The organism is Macrococcus brunensis, assembly GCF_022343725.1.
Lineage (GTDB): Bacteria > Bacillota > Bacilli > Staphylococcales > Staphylococcaceae > Macrococcus > Macrococcus brunensis.
Genome location: NZ_CP092179.1, coordinates 372024 through 386655 on the forward strand (window position 1 = coordinate 372024; position 14632 = coordinate 386655).

At 39.8% G+C, this 14632-nt stretch carries 16 protein-coding genes; 13 read left to right on the forward strand and 3 right to left on the reverse strand.

Features of this window, described 5'->3' with window-relative positions; genetic code table 11:
- Nucleotides 1-2: 2 nt before the first annotated feature.
- Together MGG13_RS01990 and MGG13_RS01995 are read left to right on the forward strand one after the other, a co-directional pair.
- Nucleotides 3-806, forward strand: coding sequence for a pyruvate, water dikinase regulatory protein (locus MGG13_RS01990; RefSeq protein ID WP_239035195.1), 804 nt, complete (start codon nucleotides 3-5; stop codon nucleotides 804-806).
- A 157-nt stretch (nucleotides 807-963) separates the two neighbouring features.
- Nucleotides 964-2295 (forward strand): APC family permease, encoded by a 1332-nt coding sequence (locus tag MGG13_RS01995; RefSeq protein ID WP_133431762.1) that lies wholly within the window; start codon nucleotides 964-966, stop codon nucleotides 2293-2295.
- A 28-nt stretch (nucleotides 2296-2323) separates the two neighbouring features.
- Here MGG13_RS01995 and MGG13_RS02000 read toward each other — a convergent pair whose 3' ends face one another.
- Nucleotides 2324-3925: an ABC transporter substrate-binding protein gene (locus tag MGG13_RS02000; protein ID WP_239035196.1), complete on the reverse strand. Its 1602-nt coding sequence runs from the start codon at nucleotides 3923-3925 to the stop codon at nucleotides 2324-2326.
- Between the two features lie 92 nt (nucleotides 3926-4017).
- Between MGG13_RS02000 and MGG13_RS02005 the strand changes: the two genes are divergently transcribed.
- Together MGG13_RS02005 and MGG13_RS02010 are read left to right on the forward strand one after the other, a co-directional pair.
- Nucleotides 4018-5247 (forward strand): MDR family MFS transporter, encoded by a 1230-nt coding sequence (locus MGG13_RS02005; protein WP_239035197.1) that lies wholly within the window; start codon nucleotides 4018-4020, stop codon nucleotides 5245-5247.
- Between the two features lie 90 nt (nucleotides 5248-5337).
- Nucleotides 5338-5838, forward strand: coding sequence for a GNAT family N-acetyltransferase (locus tag MGG13_RS02010; RefSeq protein ID WP_239035198.1), 501 nt, complete (start codon nucleotides 5338-5340; stop codon nucleotides 5836-5838).
- Nucleotides 5839-5883: 45 nt separating this feature from the next.
- Here MGG13_RS02010 and MGG13_RS02015 read toward each other — a convergent pair whose 3' ends face one another.
- Nucleotides 5884-7326, reverse strand: coding sequence for an LPXTG cell wall anchor domain-containing protein (locus MGG13_RS02015; RefSeq protein ID WP_239035199.1), 1443 nt, complete (start codon nucleotides 7324-7326; stop codon nucleotides 5884-5886).
- Between the two features lie 165 nt (nucleotides 7327-7491).
- On the opposite strand from MGG13_RS02015, the gene MGG13_RS02020 reads away from it, so the two are divergent.
- The 6 genes from MGG13_RS02020 to MGG13_RS02045 all read left to right on the forward strand — a co-directional run bounded on the left by MGG13_RS02020 (nucleotide 7492) and on the right by MGG13_RS02045 (nucleotide 10765).
- Entirely contained in the window at nucleotides 7492-8253 is a 762-nt protein-coding gene (locus MGG13_RS02020; protein WP_239035200.1) for a MerR family transcriptional regulator, read from the forward strand.
- 61 nt (nucleotides 8254-8314) lie between these two features.
- Nucleotides 8315-8686: an NIPSNAP family protein gene (locus MGG13_RS02025; RefSeq protein WP_239035201.1), complete on the forward strand. Its 372-nt coding sequence runs from the start codon at nucleotides 8315-8317 to the stop codon at nucleotides 8684-8686.
- Entirely contained in the window at nucleotides 8652-9176 is a 525-nt protein-coding gene (locus MGG13_RS02030; protein WP_208001756.1) for a GNAT family N-acetyltransferase, read from the forward strand. The genes MGG13_RS02025 and MGG13_RS02030 overlap by 35 nt, the downstream gene beginning before the upstream one ends.
- Nucleotides 9173-9814: an endonuclease III domain-containing protein gene (locus MGG13_RS02035; RefSeq protein WP_133431754.1), complete on the forward strand. Its 642-nt coding sequence runs from the start codon at nucleotides 9173-9175 to the stop codon at nucleotides 9812-9814. Before MGG13_RS02030 ends, MGG13_RS02035 begins: the two co-directional genes overlap by 4 nt.
- Before the next feature lie 62 nt (nucleotides 9815-9876).
- Nucleotides 9877-10257, forward strand: coding sequence for a VOC family protein (locus MGG13_RS02040; RefSeq protein WP_133431753.1), 381 nt, complete (start codon nucleotides 9877-9879; stop codon nucleotides 10255-10257).
- 79 nt (nucleotides 10258-10336) lie between these two features.
- The gene (locus tag MGG13_RS02045) at nucleotides 10337-10765 is read left to right on the forward strand and encodes a VOC family protein (protein ID WP_133431752.1); all 429 of its coding nucleotides are present in this window, start codon (nucleotides 10337-10339) and stop codon (nucleotides 10763-10765) included.
- 163 nt (nucleotides 10766-10928) lie between these two features.
- Here the strand turns inward: MGG13_RS02045 and MGG13_RS02050 are convergent, their stop codons facing one another.
- Nucleotides 10929-11375 carry a MarR family winged helix-turn-helix transcriptional regulator gene (locus MGG13_RS02050; protein ID WP_239035202.1) on the reverse strand — a complete coding sequence of 149 codons (447 nt, stop codon included), beginning with the start codon at nucleotides 11373-11375 and terminating at the stop codon, nucleotides 10929-10931.
- A 136-nt stretch (nucleotides 11376-11511) separates the two neighbouring features.
- Here MGG13_RS02050 and MGG13_RS02055 point away from each other — a divergent pair, with 136 nt between their 5' ends.
- The 3 genes from MGG13_RS02055 (at nucleotide 11512) to lepB (ending at nucleotide 14613) form a co-directional block, all read left to right on the forward strand.
- Nucleotides 11512-13152 (forward strand): alpha-keto acid decarboxylase family protein, encoded by a 1641-nt coding sequence (locus MGG13_RS02055; RefSeq protein WP_239035203.1) that lies wholly within the window; start codon nucleotides 11512-11514, stop codon nucleotides 13150-13152.
- 66 nt (nucleotides 13153-13218) lie between these two features.
- On the forward strand, nucleotides 13219-13947 hold the full coding sequence (locus MGG13_RS02060) for an SDR family oxidoreductase (RefSeq protein ID WP_239035204.1): 729 nt from the start codon (nucleotides 13219-13221) through the stop codon (nucleotides 13945-13947).
- A 105-nt stretch (nucleotides 13948-14052) separates the two neighbouring features.
- On the forward strand, nucleotides 14053-14613 hold the full coding sequence (gene lepB, locus MGG13_RS02065; RefSeq protein WP_239035655.1) for a signal peptidase I: 561 nt from the start codon (nucleotides 14053-14055) through the stop codon (nucleotides 14611-14613).
- The last annotated feature ends 19 nt before the right edge of the window (nucleotides 14614-14632 follow it).

Below are 14632 nucleotides of genomic sequence, written 5' to 3' on the forward strand. Positions count from 1 at the left end.
GTTTGGACGATTTAAAAATATACGTCATCTCTGATTCGATTGGGGAGACTGCGCAGCGCATGATTCAAGCGACACTGACACAGTTCCCGACGATCGAGACGATTGAAATCAAGAAATTTTCTTTTATCCATGATAAAGAAAGCTTCGTCAACATCCTCAATCTCGCTAAAAAGAATCATGCGATCATTGTCACGACGATTGTCGATGAAGAATTCAATGCCTTCGCCAGAGAGTTCTGTGAACGTGAAGGTGTTTCCTACATCGACTATATGACGAGTCTCATTCATGTCATTCAGGAGCATACCGGTCTCGATCCACTCATGGAGCGCGGTGCTTTCCGTAAATTAGATGAGAAGTATTTTAAGCGTATAGAAGCGATGGAATACTCAGTGAAGTATGACGATGGCAAGAACTTCACCAATCTGCAGGAAGCAGATGCTGTCATTGTCGGGGTGTCCCGTACCTCCAAGACACCGCTCAGCATGTATCTGGCGAATAAAGGCTACAAGATTGCGAACATTCCGCTCGTACCGGAATCACCTATCCCGGAAGAGGTATACCGTCAGAAAGGGCTGCGTGTCTTTGGACTGACCGCAAGCCCGGACTATATCGCTAACATCCGAACAGAACGTGTCAAAGTGCTCGGTTTGCGTCAGGAATCAAACTACAATAATTTAAAACGAATTAAGCAGGAGCTGAGCTATGCAGAGGAAGTCTTCCAGCGACTCAATGCAACTGTTATTAATACAGAGTACAAATCAATCGAAGAATCAGCTTTCTATATTGAGAAGTACCTTGGAAAATAGATAAACACACTTGACTTGTCAAGTGTGTTTTCTGTTTTATAACAATGTTCATAAATGTGTTAAATATTAATAAAATTTAAGTACTTTAACGCGTTTATTTATTATATAATGTAATTGCTTTCAAGGAAGAAAACATATAAAAGGAGAGGAAACAACAATGGCAGCACAAACAGAGTTAAAAAAAGATATCGGCCTATTCCCGGCGCTCGCGCTCGTTATGGGTACTGTTATCGGATCAGGTGTATTCTTTAAAGTAGCCGCAATCACCGATGCAACACATTCAGTAGGCTTAACGTTCTTAGTTTGGATTCTCGGTGGTATCATGACAATCTGTGGTGGTTTAACAGCAGCAGAACTTGCAGCAGCAATCCCGCAGACAGGTGGTATGACAAAGTATCTTGAATACACATTCGGCGACTTCTGGGGCTTCTTATCAGGTTGGGCACTTGCATTTATTTACTTCCCAGCAAACGTAGCAGCACAAGCAATCATTTTCTCAACACAGTTAATCAACTTATTCCATTTAGACAAAGGTTTATTGATTCCAATCGCATTTATCGCAGCATTATCTGTATTACTTATTAACTTCATGGGATCGAAAGCAGGCGGTATGTTACAGTCTGTCACTCTTGTCATTAAGTTGATTCCACTTGCACTGATCATTATCTTCGGTTTATTACAAACAGATAAAGTAGACTTCTCATTATTCCCACCAATGGAAGGCGGCAACGGCAGCTTATTCTCAATCATTGGTACTGGCTTACTGGCAACAATGTTCGCATATGACGGCTGGATGCACGTAGGTAACATCGCAGGGGAAATGAAAAATCCTAAGAAAGACCTGCCACTTGCTATCTCAATCGGTATTGGTCTTGTAATGGCAATCTACTTATTAGTCAACGCAGCATTCATGTTCTCATTACCAATCTCAGCATTAGCTGGTAACGAAAACGCAGCAGCAGAAACAGCGATGAAATTATTCGGGGACCAAGGTGGTAAATTAATCACAATCGGTATCATGATTTCAATCTACGGTTCAATGAATGGTTACACAATGACTGGTATGCGTGTACCTTACGCAATGGCTGAAAACGGTATGTTACCGTTCAGCAATCAGTTCCTTAAATTAACTAAATCAGGTGCACCATGGTTCAGTGGTCTCGTATTATTCATCATCGCAATGGCAATGGTATTAATGGGTGCTTTCGAAACAATTACTAACATGTTAATCTTTGTTATCTGGTTCTTCTACTGCATGACATTCGTAGCAGTAATGGTGCTTAGAAAGAAACAACCAAACATGGAACGTCCATACAGAGTACCGCTTTACCCAATCATTCCACTTATCGCATTAATCTCAGGTCTGTTCGTTCTTGCAAATACTTTATTCACACAACCTGTACTTGCATTAATCGGTATCGGTATTACATTAATCGGGGTACCAATCTACTTCTACAAACGTAATCAGAACCGCGCACATCGCATCTAAAAACTAAGCAAAGCGATTAATCTTCGGATTAATCGCTTTTTTTGCGCCATATTTGATTGAAGTTAATAAAACCATACTGGTTAAGTGATACGCCGTGTAATGAACGAGCAAAAGTAATGCTATCTTCAACGATATAGAGGGGATAAAGAATCGCATGCTGATCAAGTTTACGGTCTATAAGACGATTCAGGCGATCCCAGCTATTATACGGAATCATCTGATAAAAAGATTTTACAAGATTAAACCAGCTGTATTGTGACATCAGCCGGTGAATACTGGATGACGAGCCAAAAATAAAATGGTGATAGGCAAGTGTTTCAGGTATATCCAAATACTCACCGAAGAAATAATAGTCACCACATAATTGAATAGTTCCGCCAATTGAATCATCAAAAGTATGATTAATAAGCTCATATGCTATTTGGTGGCGACTGAAAATGGTGTCGAAAGCCTGTCGACCAGCGTCATTAATTTCAATACAATCAATTCGGATGGGTTCATCAAAAGCGGGTCTAAGTATCTCTTTTTGTTTCAAATAGTTGGAGTTGCCTAATATCTTAGGAGCTTGCCGGTCCACTGTTAGATGATACTCATTTTTTAAGATTGCTTTGATGTATTGTTTTTGATTAGAAGTCAGTGTGCTGTCAGGATGCTGGCACATATAATAAAAGCCGATATTTTTTGTCAGTGTGGTCGTTGGCTCATCTGAGTCACCAATGACAGGTTTCCTGACTTCTGGTATATAGACGAGCTCTATTTCATCTATGAATGCAGCGTGTCCATAGTAATCATTAAAGCGCTTAAGAATAGTCGTATATTGATTATCATGTTTAATAAAATAAGGACCTGTCCCGATATGTCTGCCCTCTGTCTCTTTGTAGATGGCGAGAGATAAATGGCTCAGTAAGGCGACAATCTGCGGACACTTATTAAAATGAATCCTTAACGCTAATTCGTCTATCAGTTCAATATGAGTGATCTGCTCAAGTAAATCTGCTGTATGCTGATGTGAACGGGCGTGCTCCAGACTGCGTTTAACGTCTATAGAAGACAGGTAAGAGCCGTCATGAAATTTAACAAGCGGCCTTAAGTAAATATCAATAGCATGCTCATGGTACTCATAGTGATGAGCTAGATGGTATTCAATGGTCTCGTCTTCTTTCACTTTAAATAGTGTATCGAAAACACTCATCAGAACACTGGCATTCTTAGCTTCAAGCACTTCAAAAGGTCGTGTGGAAAGCAGGCTGTGTCTCTTAGTGATAGTCAGTTTGTCTTCATTCTGCGAAGTTTTAGCAAAGCCTAATAACTTATTTGATTTCGTCAATAATTTCTGGTGGGTGAGCGCGCTCCATGGCCACGATAAATAAGGAAGCGCCTCTTCCAGATCACCTTTATTAAGTAACTGCTTAATCTTGTGGTAATAGAGGACTTCGATATCTTTATGCCAGGTAATGACTGTATATCGGCTTCTGCCTTTACCGCTCACATAATCTAGAATGCCTTCTGACTGCCAGCGTGCCAGGTTACGGGAAAGTTGTTTTTGACTCAAGCCGATATGAGCTGCTAGTTGACTCTGGGGGATACGCTGATTTTTATACTGATAGAGGGCAAGCAGATGTTTTTCCATATTTCCTCCAATAAGTAGACATATTAAATAATATGTCTATTTTTATTTGTTAGTGTCTGTAATAAGCTTATAACACAAAGGAGGTGGCGGCAATGCGTATCAGCGAGTTACCTGTCAATGTTCATGTCAGACTCTGGGGTTCTTTTATCAGCCGTATAGCAGCAAGTGCTGTGTTTCCATTTATAGCTTTATATTTAACTGAAACAATCAGCAAAACCTTTGCTGGTTTATTCTTATCATTTACTGTTTTAATATCATTTATCTTGAATATCATTGCAGGCTATATATGTGATAGACTGCCCCGCAAAAAGCTGCTGGTTTCACTTTCATATTTAGATAGTGTTTTCTTGTGTTTGATGGCAGTAGGTGTCATTTTAGATGAAATCGTGCTGTTTATCGCTAGCTTTCTAGGTAGTCTGACAGCGACAACATTGAAGAGACCTGCAATGCGAGCACTTGTTCAGGATTCAGCGACACCTGAAAACAGAAAGCTCATCTACCAGCTGGATTACTGGCTGATCAATCTCTCTATGGCTATCGGTGCTGCAATAGGCGGGCTGCTATATCATGATTATAAAGGCCTGCTCTTCACTATCTTAGGAATCACTACCTTTCTCGTAGCGATCGTCTATCACATCTTCATAAAGGAAACACGGGAATTTATCAGTCAGAAAGTACACGAAAATATCTTCAGAGATTTACTGCACTCTTATATAGAAGTTTCTAAAAATAAACCTTTTGTTATATTAGTGCTTGGCGGCATCTTTATTATGACTGCAGAGCTTTCAACAAGCAGTTATATAGCTGTGCGCTTAGCAGAGACGTTTAAGACAGTGACACTGTTTAATTTTGAAGTAACAGGAGTTCGCATGTTTTCGTTGATCAATATTATCAATACGCTGACAGTGGTCTCCTGTACATTTTTAGTCGCAAAAATCGTAGCAAAAAGTTCATTGAAGAAAATAATGATATTTGGACTTTCGATATATGGCATAGGCTATACTGTGCTTGTATCAGCAAATGTGTGGTGGCTGATTGTCGCAGCGATTCTATTAGCAACAATCGGAGAATTGATTTATGCGCCTATTAAAAATGCAGAAGAACTTGATTTAATTCCGGCTGATAAAAGAGGGGCTTATGGTGCTTTCAGTAACCTCGGTTTCAATGGAGCAGACTTGCTCAGTAAGGCCGGCATCATTTTAGGTGCTTACTTAAATCCACTGGCAATGAGTGTAGTCATGGCTGTCATTGTGTCCTTAGGTGCATTCTTTATGCTTTATAGCTTGTTTGATCATAAACCCCATCCTAAAGTAAATGAGTAGAGAAGATATGAATCAGCAAAAGCATCAGGTTTCATTGTAAACTGAAGGGGAAAAATGGATATGGTTATTTGATACAAAGGGGTGGATCATGTGTTTGAGTTTCGCAAGTTGAAAAGAGAAGATGAAGCGGCATTCTTTGATTATTATAAGGAATGGCCGGTGCCCGATGAGATTGTACCTTCTTCAACGAACTTCAGTCGTTATGATCATTTTGAACAGTTGCTGGAAGGCCTGGATCACAGGGAATCGGGGGATGACTGGATCAGGAATACCACTTATTTTTATTTTGATAATGGGCGTATAGTAGGTGCAGGGAATATCCGGCATCATCTGAACGACGCGTTACTTGAAACAGGCGGGCACATCGGTTACGGTGTAAGACCAAGCGCCAGAAACAAAGGTTATGCGTCCGCCATTCTTCAGCACTCACTACAGTATCTGGAGACGTTAGGTGTTGAAAAAGCACTACTGACTTGTGATGATAATAATCCTGCATCAGCTAATGTCATTATTAAAAATGGCGGTATAGAAGACGAATCTTTTATACAGGATGATGGGATGAAAGTGCGGCGTTTCTGGATTCATATATAAATAAACCTCGACAGAATCGAGTTCTGTCGAGGTTTATTTATATTTCTATTTTTGTGCACGTCTTCTTGTAAAGAATAACAGTGATGCGCCTGCTAATAAGATGACACCTGCTACTAATGGCAGATAGCTTTGTTTTTCTCCTGTATCTGGTAAATCCTGATCTTTATTTTCACTTTTTACTTTATCGTCGGCCTGAGGTTGATTCACCTGACTTTGATTCATTTGATTATGATTTACTTTTTCTTCAGTTGCTGGTTGAGTTACTGCTTGCTGACCTTGTGAACCAGGTTGTTGAGACGTCTGGATTTTTGACTTTGTATCAGCTAAATAAGCTCTGAACTCATCTAACTGGTCATTCATTAAAGCTGATACTTTATCGTTAAAGTCACTTTGAGACAGGTTGCCGAAATCCTTCTGATAAGCTAGATCCTCAAGTTGACGCATTCTTTCAGGTGATAACCAGCTCGCATCAAAATCGCCTGCTGGTAATTTGTTGAGGTCGACTTTACCGCCCATACTAGCCAGCCACTGATCAAAGTCCCCTAATTGCTGAGTCATGATATCAGCAACTTGAGTTAAATATTGTTGCTCAGTCAGCTGGCCATTCTTATATTGCTGAAGGGCATCATTCGCTTGTGATTGATAAGTATCATTTAACCAGTTTGTATTAACATAACCATAGTCAGGTAACTGATGATTCTGCAGCTGACTGAGTGTCTGTTTCATTTCATTATATTCGGCATTCATCAGTTCAGATACTTTAGCATTGTATTCAGTCTGAGTGATATTACCGACCGTTTTATCGCGATATAATTCTCTGATTTCATTTTGTCGGTCACGTGTCAGCCAGTCAGCATTGAACTCAGTATAAGGCGATTGATTTAAATCAATTTTACCGCCTGTTGCAGCTAAATTCTTTTCGTATTCTTCGATTTGAGCGTTCAACATATTTGTCACTTGTGATTGGAAATCAGACTGACTGATTTTTCCTTGTTGCATCTGACCAACTAACTGATAAGCCTTTTGTTGATTTACTGGACTTAACCAATGAATATCAAAGTAAGTACCCATCTCTTTACTGATATCGGCAATAGGAACGTACTGTTCATTCATGCCAGGAACTTCATTGCCAGCTTGTGATTGATTATTTTCTTCAGTTGAAGGCATCTTTTCAGTTTTGACCGTCGCTTTATTTGTTACGGCTTTTTCAGTCGTTACGGCTTCAGTTGTCATTTTTTCAGATGTAGGATTTTCAGTCGTAGCTGCTTCAGATGTCGCTGCTTCTGTTGTCGGAATTTCGGTAGTAAGATTCTCGGTTGATGTCACTTCAGTTGAAATAGTTTCTGTTGTCGGTTGTTCGGTTGCAGTTTGTGTTTCTGCTGATTGAATCGTCTGCGTTTCAGTTGTTGCAGCAAAACTTTGTGAGAACCCCGTTGTTAATAACACAGTCGTCCCTAAAATTGTTTTAAATAAAATTTTTTGTGACATACTCATTACCTTCCTGTATTTGGTTTTATTATCTTCATTGTAATGTATTTGACATGTTATGTCATCAAAATGTAATAAAAATAGTTGTAAATTTTGTAAAGTTGTCATTACCTGTTGACCTTGACGTAACGTCAGGCAATATGATGGTTTCAAGGAGGTGACGAAATGTATACCATTAGTGAACTGGCCGCATTATCAGGGATAAGTACAAGAACACTTAGATATTATGATGAAATTGATTTGCTGAAACCCGTCCATGTGACAGAAGCAGGCTATAGAGAATACGGGACAGATGAAGTTGACTTGCTGCAACGGATTTTATTTTACCGCGAACTGGATTTTAGTCTGAATGATATCAAAAATATATTAATACATGAGGACACGGCAGTTATTCAGGCACTGGAACAACAGTATGAGAAACTGCTTGAGAAACGGAACCGGATGAACCGGCTCATTCATAATATTGAACAGACGATACAGCATCATAAAGGGGAGATAGACATGACAGACCAAGACAAATTTGAAGGATTCAAAAAGAAACAGCTGGAAGAAAATGAACAACGTTATGGTAAAGAAATCAGAGAAAAATATGGAGAAGAAACTGTAGAAAAAGCGAATCAGAACTGGCAGCACTTATCAGAACAAGACTATCTTAAGGCACAGGCTGCTGAAGACAGACTGATTGAAAATTTAAATCTTCTGTTGAAGCAGTCGCGGCCTGATCTATCAAGTTCAGAATCAGAAATAGTTTTTAAATCGCATCAGGAATGGCTGGAAATCATGGCGCCATTCTACAGTAAAGAATATCATCGCAATTTAGGTGAGATGTATCTAGCAGATGAACGTTTTGGAGAATATTATAATCACAAGACGGAACAACCATCAGTCGCACTCTTAAAAGCGATCATCGATAAATGGACAGATTAAAAAATCTGTCCGTTTTTTTATGTCTGCTATTAAACTATGATTGCCGTAGGGAGGGATGACATTGTTTTACAGAAGAAAATATTATATTGTTAAGGACCATTTCGTAGAAACTTTTAATCTGCATTTTAATCAGACCAATCTTCCTAATCAAATCAAGAACGGTGCAAGACTCATTGGAAGATGGATGAATAATAAGGGTGACGGGACACATGAAATCTTTGCAATTTGGGAATATGATAGTATCGAAACATATAAAGAAATAGAAACAGCAGTCAGAAGTGACCAGTCACACTGCCTGAAAATTGAGGCTTGGTATGATGCACAAGGGGGACGACGAAAAGTATTTAATGACTATATACTTGATGTCAGAAATGAAGAGCTGATTTCTACATTGGAGGATGATACGTTTGGAGATATTAATAAGAAGACTTAACAGTCAAGATGTCCAGGAGTTACAGACTATCAGCATCGAGACATTTAAAGAAACGTTCGAAGCGGATAATTCAGAAGAGCATATGGTGGATTATTTAAGAACGGCTTATGATCTGGATAAACTGACCGCTGAACTGAATAACAGAGATTCTTATTTTTACTTCGCTGAGACGAAGGACGGGACTGCCGGCTATCTTAAATTGAATAAGCTGGATGCTCAATCTGAAGATATGGGATCAGATGCACTTGAAGTGGAGCGGATTTATGTGCGCTCAGCCTTTCATCGTCAAGGCATAGGCAAAGTATTGATGAAGAAAGCGTACGACGTTGCTGTAGAGAAAGAGAAATCTAAAGTCTGGCTGGGCGTCTGGGAACATAATCACAAAGCTCGTGCTTTTTATGAAGCACAAGGTTTCGTTAAGACAGGTGAGCATGTCTTTATGATGGGTGATGATGCGCAGACAGACTATATTTATGAGAAGACACTATGATGACGTCACGTGAACTCTATGAACTGATGTTTCAGGAGATGGGACCGCAGGGCTGGTGGCCGGCAGATGACGAGATTGAGATGATGATCGGCGCTATATTAGTTCAGAATACCAGCTGGACTAATGTAGAAAAATCCTTAATAAGACTAAAAAATGCGACACAGTTCAATCCAGAACAGCTTGCAGCACTTACGCCTGAAGAACTGCAGGAACTCATCAGACCCAGTGGCTACTTTAAGAATAAGTCTAAAGCGTTGATAGGATTATTTGAATGGCTGAAACAGTTTAATTATGATTATGACAGCATAAATGAACACTTTGGCGCTTCTTTACGCAGTGAACTGCTGAAACTTCATGGCGTCGGACCTGAAACAGCCGATGTTTTGCTCGTCTATTTATTTGGCCGTGTTGAGTTTATCCCGGATAGTTATACGAGAAGACTTTACAAGCAACTAGGTTATGCGAACACAGATAGCTATAATGCATTTAAGAAGGAAGTCAGAATTGATGATTTTACAAATAACGAGGCGAAAGAATTTCACGGTCTTTTGGATGAATTCGGTAAGAAATACTTATCTACAAAAGTGACCGACCATGATCATTTCTTAAAATCGTTTTTTAAATTATCAGAAAAATAGATTTTACATTTAATATAGAGTTATAGTATCCTTTACTTAACTAAAGAAAAGAAGGTGGAATAATGATTCAAAGTTTACATCAGGTGATGCTGTATGTGGATCATCAAGAGGAAGTTATCCAGTTCTGGACAGACAAAGTTGGCTTTAAGGTCATTGCTGAAAATTCACTTCCGGAGAATTTTAAGTCAGTCGAAATAGCACCTCACCAGGATGCAGAAACTTCTCTTGTCCTATTTGACAAAGCATTCATTAAGAAATACAGCCCGATGGTCAGCCTTGAAACACCTTCACTTATGTTTAATGTCAACGATGCTGAAGCATTACATAATGAATACAAAGCAAAAGGAATCAATGTTGGAGAGCTGACAGAGATGCCAGGTATGAAAGTATTTAATTTTTCAGATCCGGATGATAATTACTTTGCCGTTATGGAACAGCTTTAACAGAAGATTTACACGGATGATACAAAACTTAAATTAAGTTGTGCTATATTAATGACATCTTAGATTAGGAGGTTTCATCATGCCAAGTTTAATTCCATATCTTGCATTTAACAACACGAAAGAAGCATTGTCATATTACGAAGAAGTGTTTGGTGCTGAAAATATTCATCGCCTGCCTGTTGGCCAGGAGCAAGCAGCTAATTTTGGTGTTGATGCCGCTCAGGCTGACAACATGACAATGCACGCTGAGTTTGAAGTAGGTGGACTCAAACTGTATGCAGCTGATCGTTTCAATGATACGGGCGATTTTAACCGTAGCATTTCTCTTTCAATTAACTTTGATCAGCAGAATGCTGAAGAAGTGAAACGTTTTGATGAAATCTTCTCAAAAATCGCAGAACATCCTGATACCACAGTAGATATGCCGCTTGGCAAACAGTTCTGGGGTGGTATGATGGGCGCTTTGACTGATAAATATGGTGTGCACTGGATGTTTAACGGCAACTAAAATATCGGATTGAATGATTATAGTAGTCTGAGTGAGTTATGAGCGATAAACAGTAAATATCGCTCGTAACCTCTCAATATACTCTCCAAATTAAAGACCGTACGCGTAAAAGCGTACGGTCTTTATCAATTAGAAAATCTTTTCAAATCGAATTGATAGTCGTTTAGTTTGTTTTATCTTTAAACTGCTTGATGATATCATAACCTGGTCTTTTCGCGGCAAAAGCCTCTGTCACAGCATGCCAGTCTTCACCTTCACTCTGAAAAATCTGCTGGAAGAGGTCAATCTGCGCTTTGTTCAGTTTCTGAATTAATGCCTCTCCCTTTGACGTCGGATAGAGTTGTTTCAGTCTGCGGTCGTGCTCTGCCGGCTCTTCATCAATCAGCCCTTTAGCCTTTAAAGTCTTCAGCGTTTCATGAGAGCCTTGCTTGGAGATCTCCATCAGCTGCAGGAGTTCTTTCACAGTGATACCCGGCAGTTTACTGATAAAGAAAAGAAAGCGGTGGTGCTGACGGTTCATGCCGTACTGCTCGATAATATCATCAGCAGTCTTGATGAACGTCTGATAGCCAAAGTAAAAAAGCATTAAATCATAATCGGTCGTTTTCATAGCGTCACCTCTTTAGTCTTAATCCTATTATAAAACATTTTAAGTCGGCTGACGAATGATAATAGGTCAAGTTAGTTGACTTATTATCATATCAGTTTTATACTTGGTGTATTGAATAAGGAAAAGGATGGATAATATGAAAAGAAGAGTAGGACAATATTTAATCGATCAAATCAGCGTATACGGTGTAGATAAGATTTTTGGTGTACCTGGCGACTTTAATTTAGCATTCTTAGATGATATTACGAGCCACGAAAAAGTAGAATGGGTGGGTAATACAAATGAACTTAACGGCAGCTATGCGGCAGATGGTTACGCCCGTCTGAAAGGACTCGGTGCACTCGTGACGACTTTCGGGGTAGGGGAACTCAGTGCAGTTAATGGTATCGCAGGTTCATATGCAGAACGTGTACCGGTTGTTGCGATTACAGGCGCACCGACTACAGTTGTTGAGAAAGCGGAGAAATACATCCACCATTCATTAGGTGAAGGCCGATTCAATGACTACCGTAAAATGTTCGAACCAATCACTTGTGGACAAGTGTACTTAACAAAAGAAAATGCAGCAGTAGAGATTCCACGTATCATCGCGAAAGCTGTACGTTTTAAACGTCCGGTTCATATTCATATGCCAATAGATGTTGCGATGGCTGAAATTGAAGTAGAAGAAGCGGAAGTAAAACCTCTGATCACGCAGGACGTAACAGGTTACATCGAAAAAGTAGCAGCACGTCTTAACCAGTCAGAACGTCCGGTTCTGTTAGTAGGACACGAAATCAATTCATTCAATCTGCATGATAAACTGGAAGCGTTCGTCAATAAAACACATATCCCAGTTGCGCAGTTATCACTGGGTAAAGGTGCGTTCAATGAAGAAAATCCTTATTACATCGGTATTTATGACGGTAAATTTGCGAATAAAGAAGTGAATGAGTACGTTGATGGCAGCGACTGCATCATTAATTTAGGTGCTAAACTGACAGATTCAGCGACAGGTGGCTTCACTTATACATTCGACTTAAAAGATGTTATCTTCATGAACGACAATGAGTTCAGAATGAATAACACTTTAGATACAGATGTTTCACTGCGTAACTTATTAAACGGCCTTGCTGAGATTGACTATGAAAACAAATCAGACTTCCCTAAATTCAGCCGTGAAGGGGCTGCAGATTATCAGCTGAACGATGAGCCACTTAAACAGGAAAATTACTTCAAACTGATTACGGCATTCCTTGAAAAAGATGATATCCTGCTCGCGGAACAAGGGACATCATTCTTCGGTGCCTACGATCTACCGCTTCATGTCGGCAATACCTTCATCGGTCAGCCATTATGGGGTTCAATCGGTTATACACTGCCGTCTTTACTGGGTACACAGATGGCTGACGTCAACCGTCGTAACGTCTTATTGATCGGGGACGGTTCATTCCAGCTGACAGTACAGGAAATGTCAACAATGATACGTCACCAGTTAAAACCGATTATCTTCTTAATCAATAACGATGGCTACACAGTTGAACGATTAATTCATGGTGAAGAAGAAGTCTACAACGACATTCAGATGTGGGATTATACAGCACTGCCAGCAGTCTTTGGCGGTAAAGACCACGTTATAGCGCAGAAAACGACAACTGCAAATGAACTGAAAAAAGCAATGGACGTCATCAACGACAATAAAGACAAAATGCACTTTGTTGAAGTTGTGATGGATGTGATGGATGCACCAGAGAAATTAGAGCAAATCAGTAAAGCATTTGCCAGCCAGAATAAATAGTTAACATGACCTTCCGAAAGGGAGGTCTTTTTTTGTGTTACGATAATTCATAAAGGGGGACTTTGAATGAAGAGAATATTAATAACGGGTGTCAGCAGACCTTCAGGAATCGGTGCGACACTTGCTGGAAGATTCGCGGAAGAAGGGTACGAGGTACTGGTTCATGGCTCAAGTCAGTACGATCAAGATCTGCGATATAAAGATGCAGGACAGGAAGCAACTTTGTCTGATGATATCGTCAGATTAAAAGATAGTGATTTAAGTGTCGAAGGAAATGTAGAAAAACTTTTTGAAGAAGCAGGTAAAATCGATCATCTTGTGCTGAATCATGCCTACAGTACAATGAATGAATTAGGAGACTGGACTTATGAGGAGATTAATCGGCATCTGATTACAAACGTCACAGCATCCATGCTCTTCATTCAGGCATATAGTAAACAGTCATCGGGCGGGTGTATTACTCTTTTCACTTCCGGACAGAGCAAAGGACCAATGTCAGGTGAAATACCTTATGCAGTGTCTAAAGAAGCAATCAGTGAAATAGGCAGACAGAGTGCCTTGGTCTTAGGTGAAAAGAATATAAGAGTCAATGTCGTCAATCCAGGACCGACAGATACAGGCTATATGGACAAAGAGAGCGATATCTATCAGGATATAGCAGATCGATTCAATCAGAAACGTTGGGGCACACCGGATGACATCGCTAATCTTGTCTTATTCCTCCATAGTGATAAAGGGAGCTGGATTACCGGGGAAGTCATCAGTAGTGAAGGCGGATTTAATCGGTTTAATTGATTGGAATGAAAAAGGTTCAAACAAGATTTTTCTCTTCCTTCATGGTAGTATTGAAAGAAAAAATCTCGAGGAGAGATGAAGATGAAGAAAGAACTCAGAGAATGACTGATTGCGATTGTTACTGCGGTGATCATCTATTTCATAGTCAATACTTTTTTATTCACGCAGTACGTGGTTAGTGGAGAGTCTATGTCGCCTACTTTTCATGATGGTGATCGCCTGATTGTCAGTAAGATCGCGAAATCAATGGATAAAATTCAGCGCGGCGATGTCGTGATTTTTCATGCGAATGAAGAGAAGGACTATATTAAGCGTTTAATCGGGGTACCGGGTGATACGGTGGAATATCGCAACGATCAGCTGTTAATCAACGGTAAAGAAGTAGCAGAGCCGTATCTGGATGAAAACAAGAAACATAAACAAAATGAGTTTCTGACTGAGAATATATCAGTTAAAGAACTGGTGCATGCCAATGGAGAGTCAAAGATACCAGATGGTTATTATATGGTTCTAGGAGATAACCGAGACAATAGTAGCGATAGTCGTTATGAGCTGGGACTGATTAAGAAAGACCAGGTTGTCGGAGAAGCAGTCGTCAGAGTCTTTCCTTTTGACCGGATGCATTATGATTTTTATCCTGATACATTTGATGTCGTCAACAAATAAAGAGAGGCAAAAGCCTCTC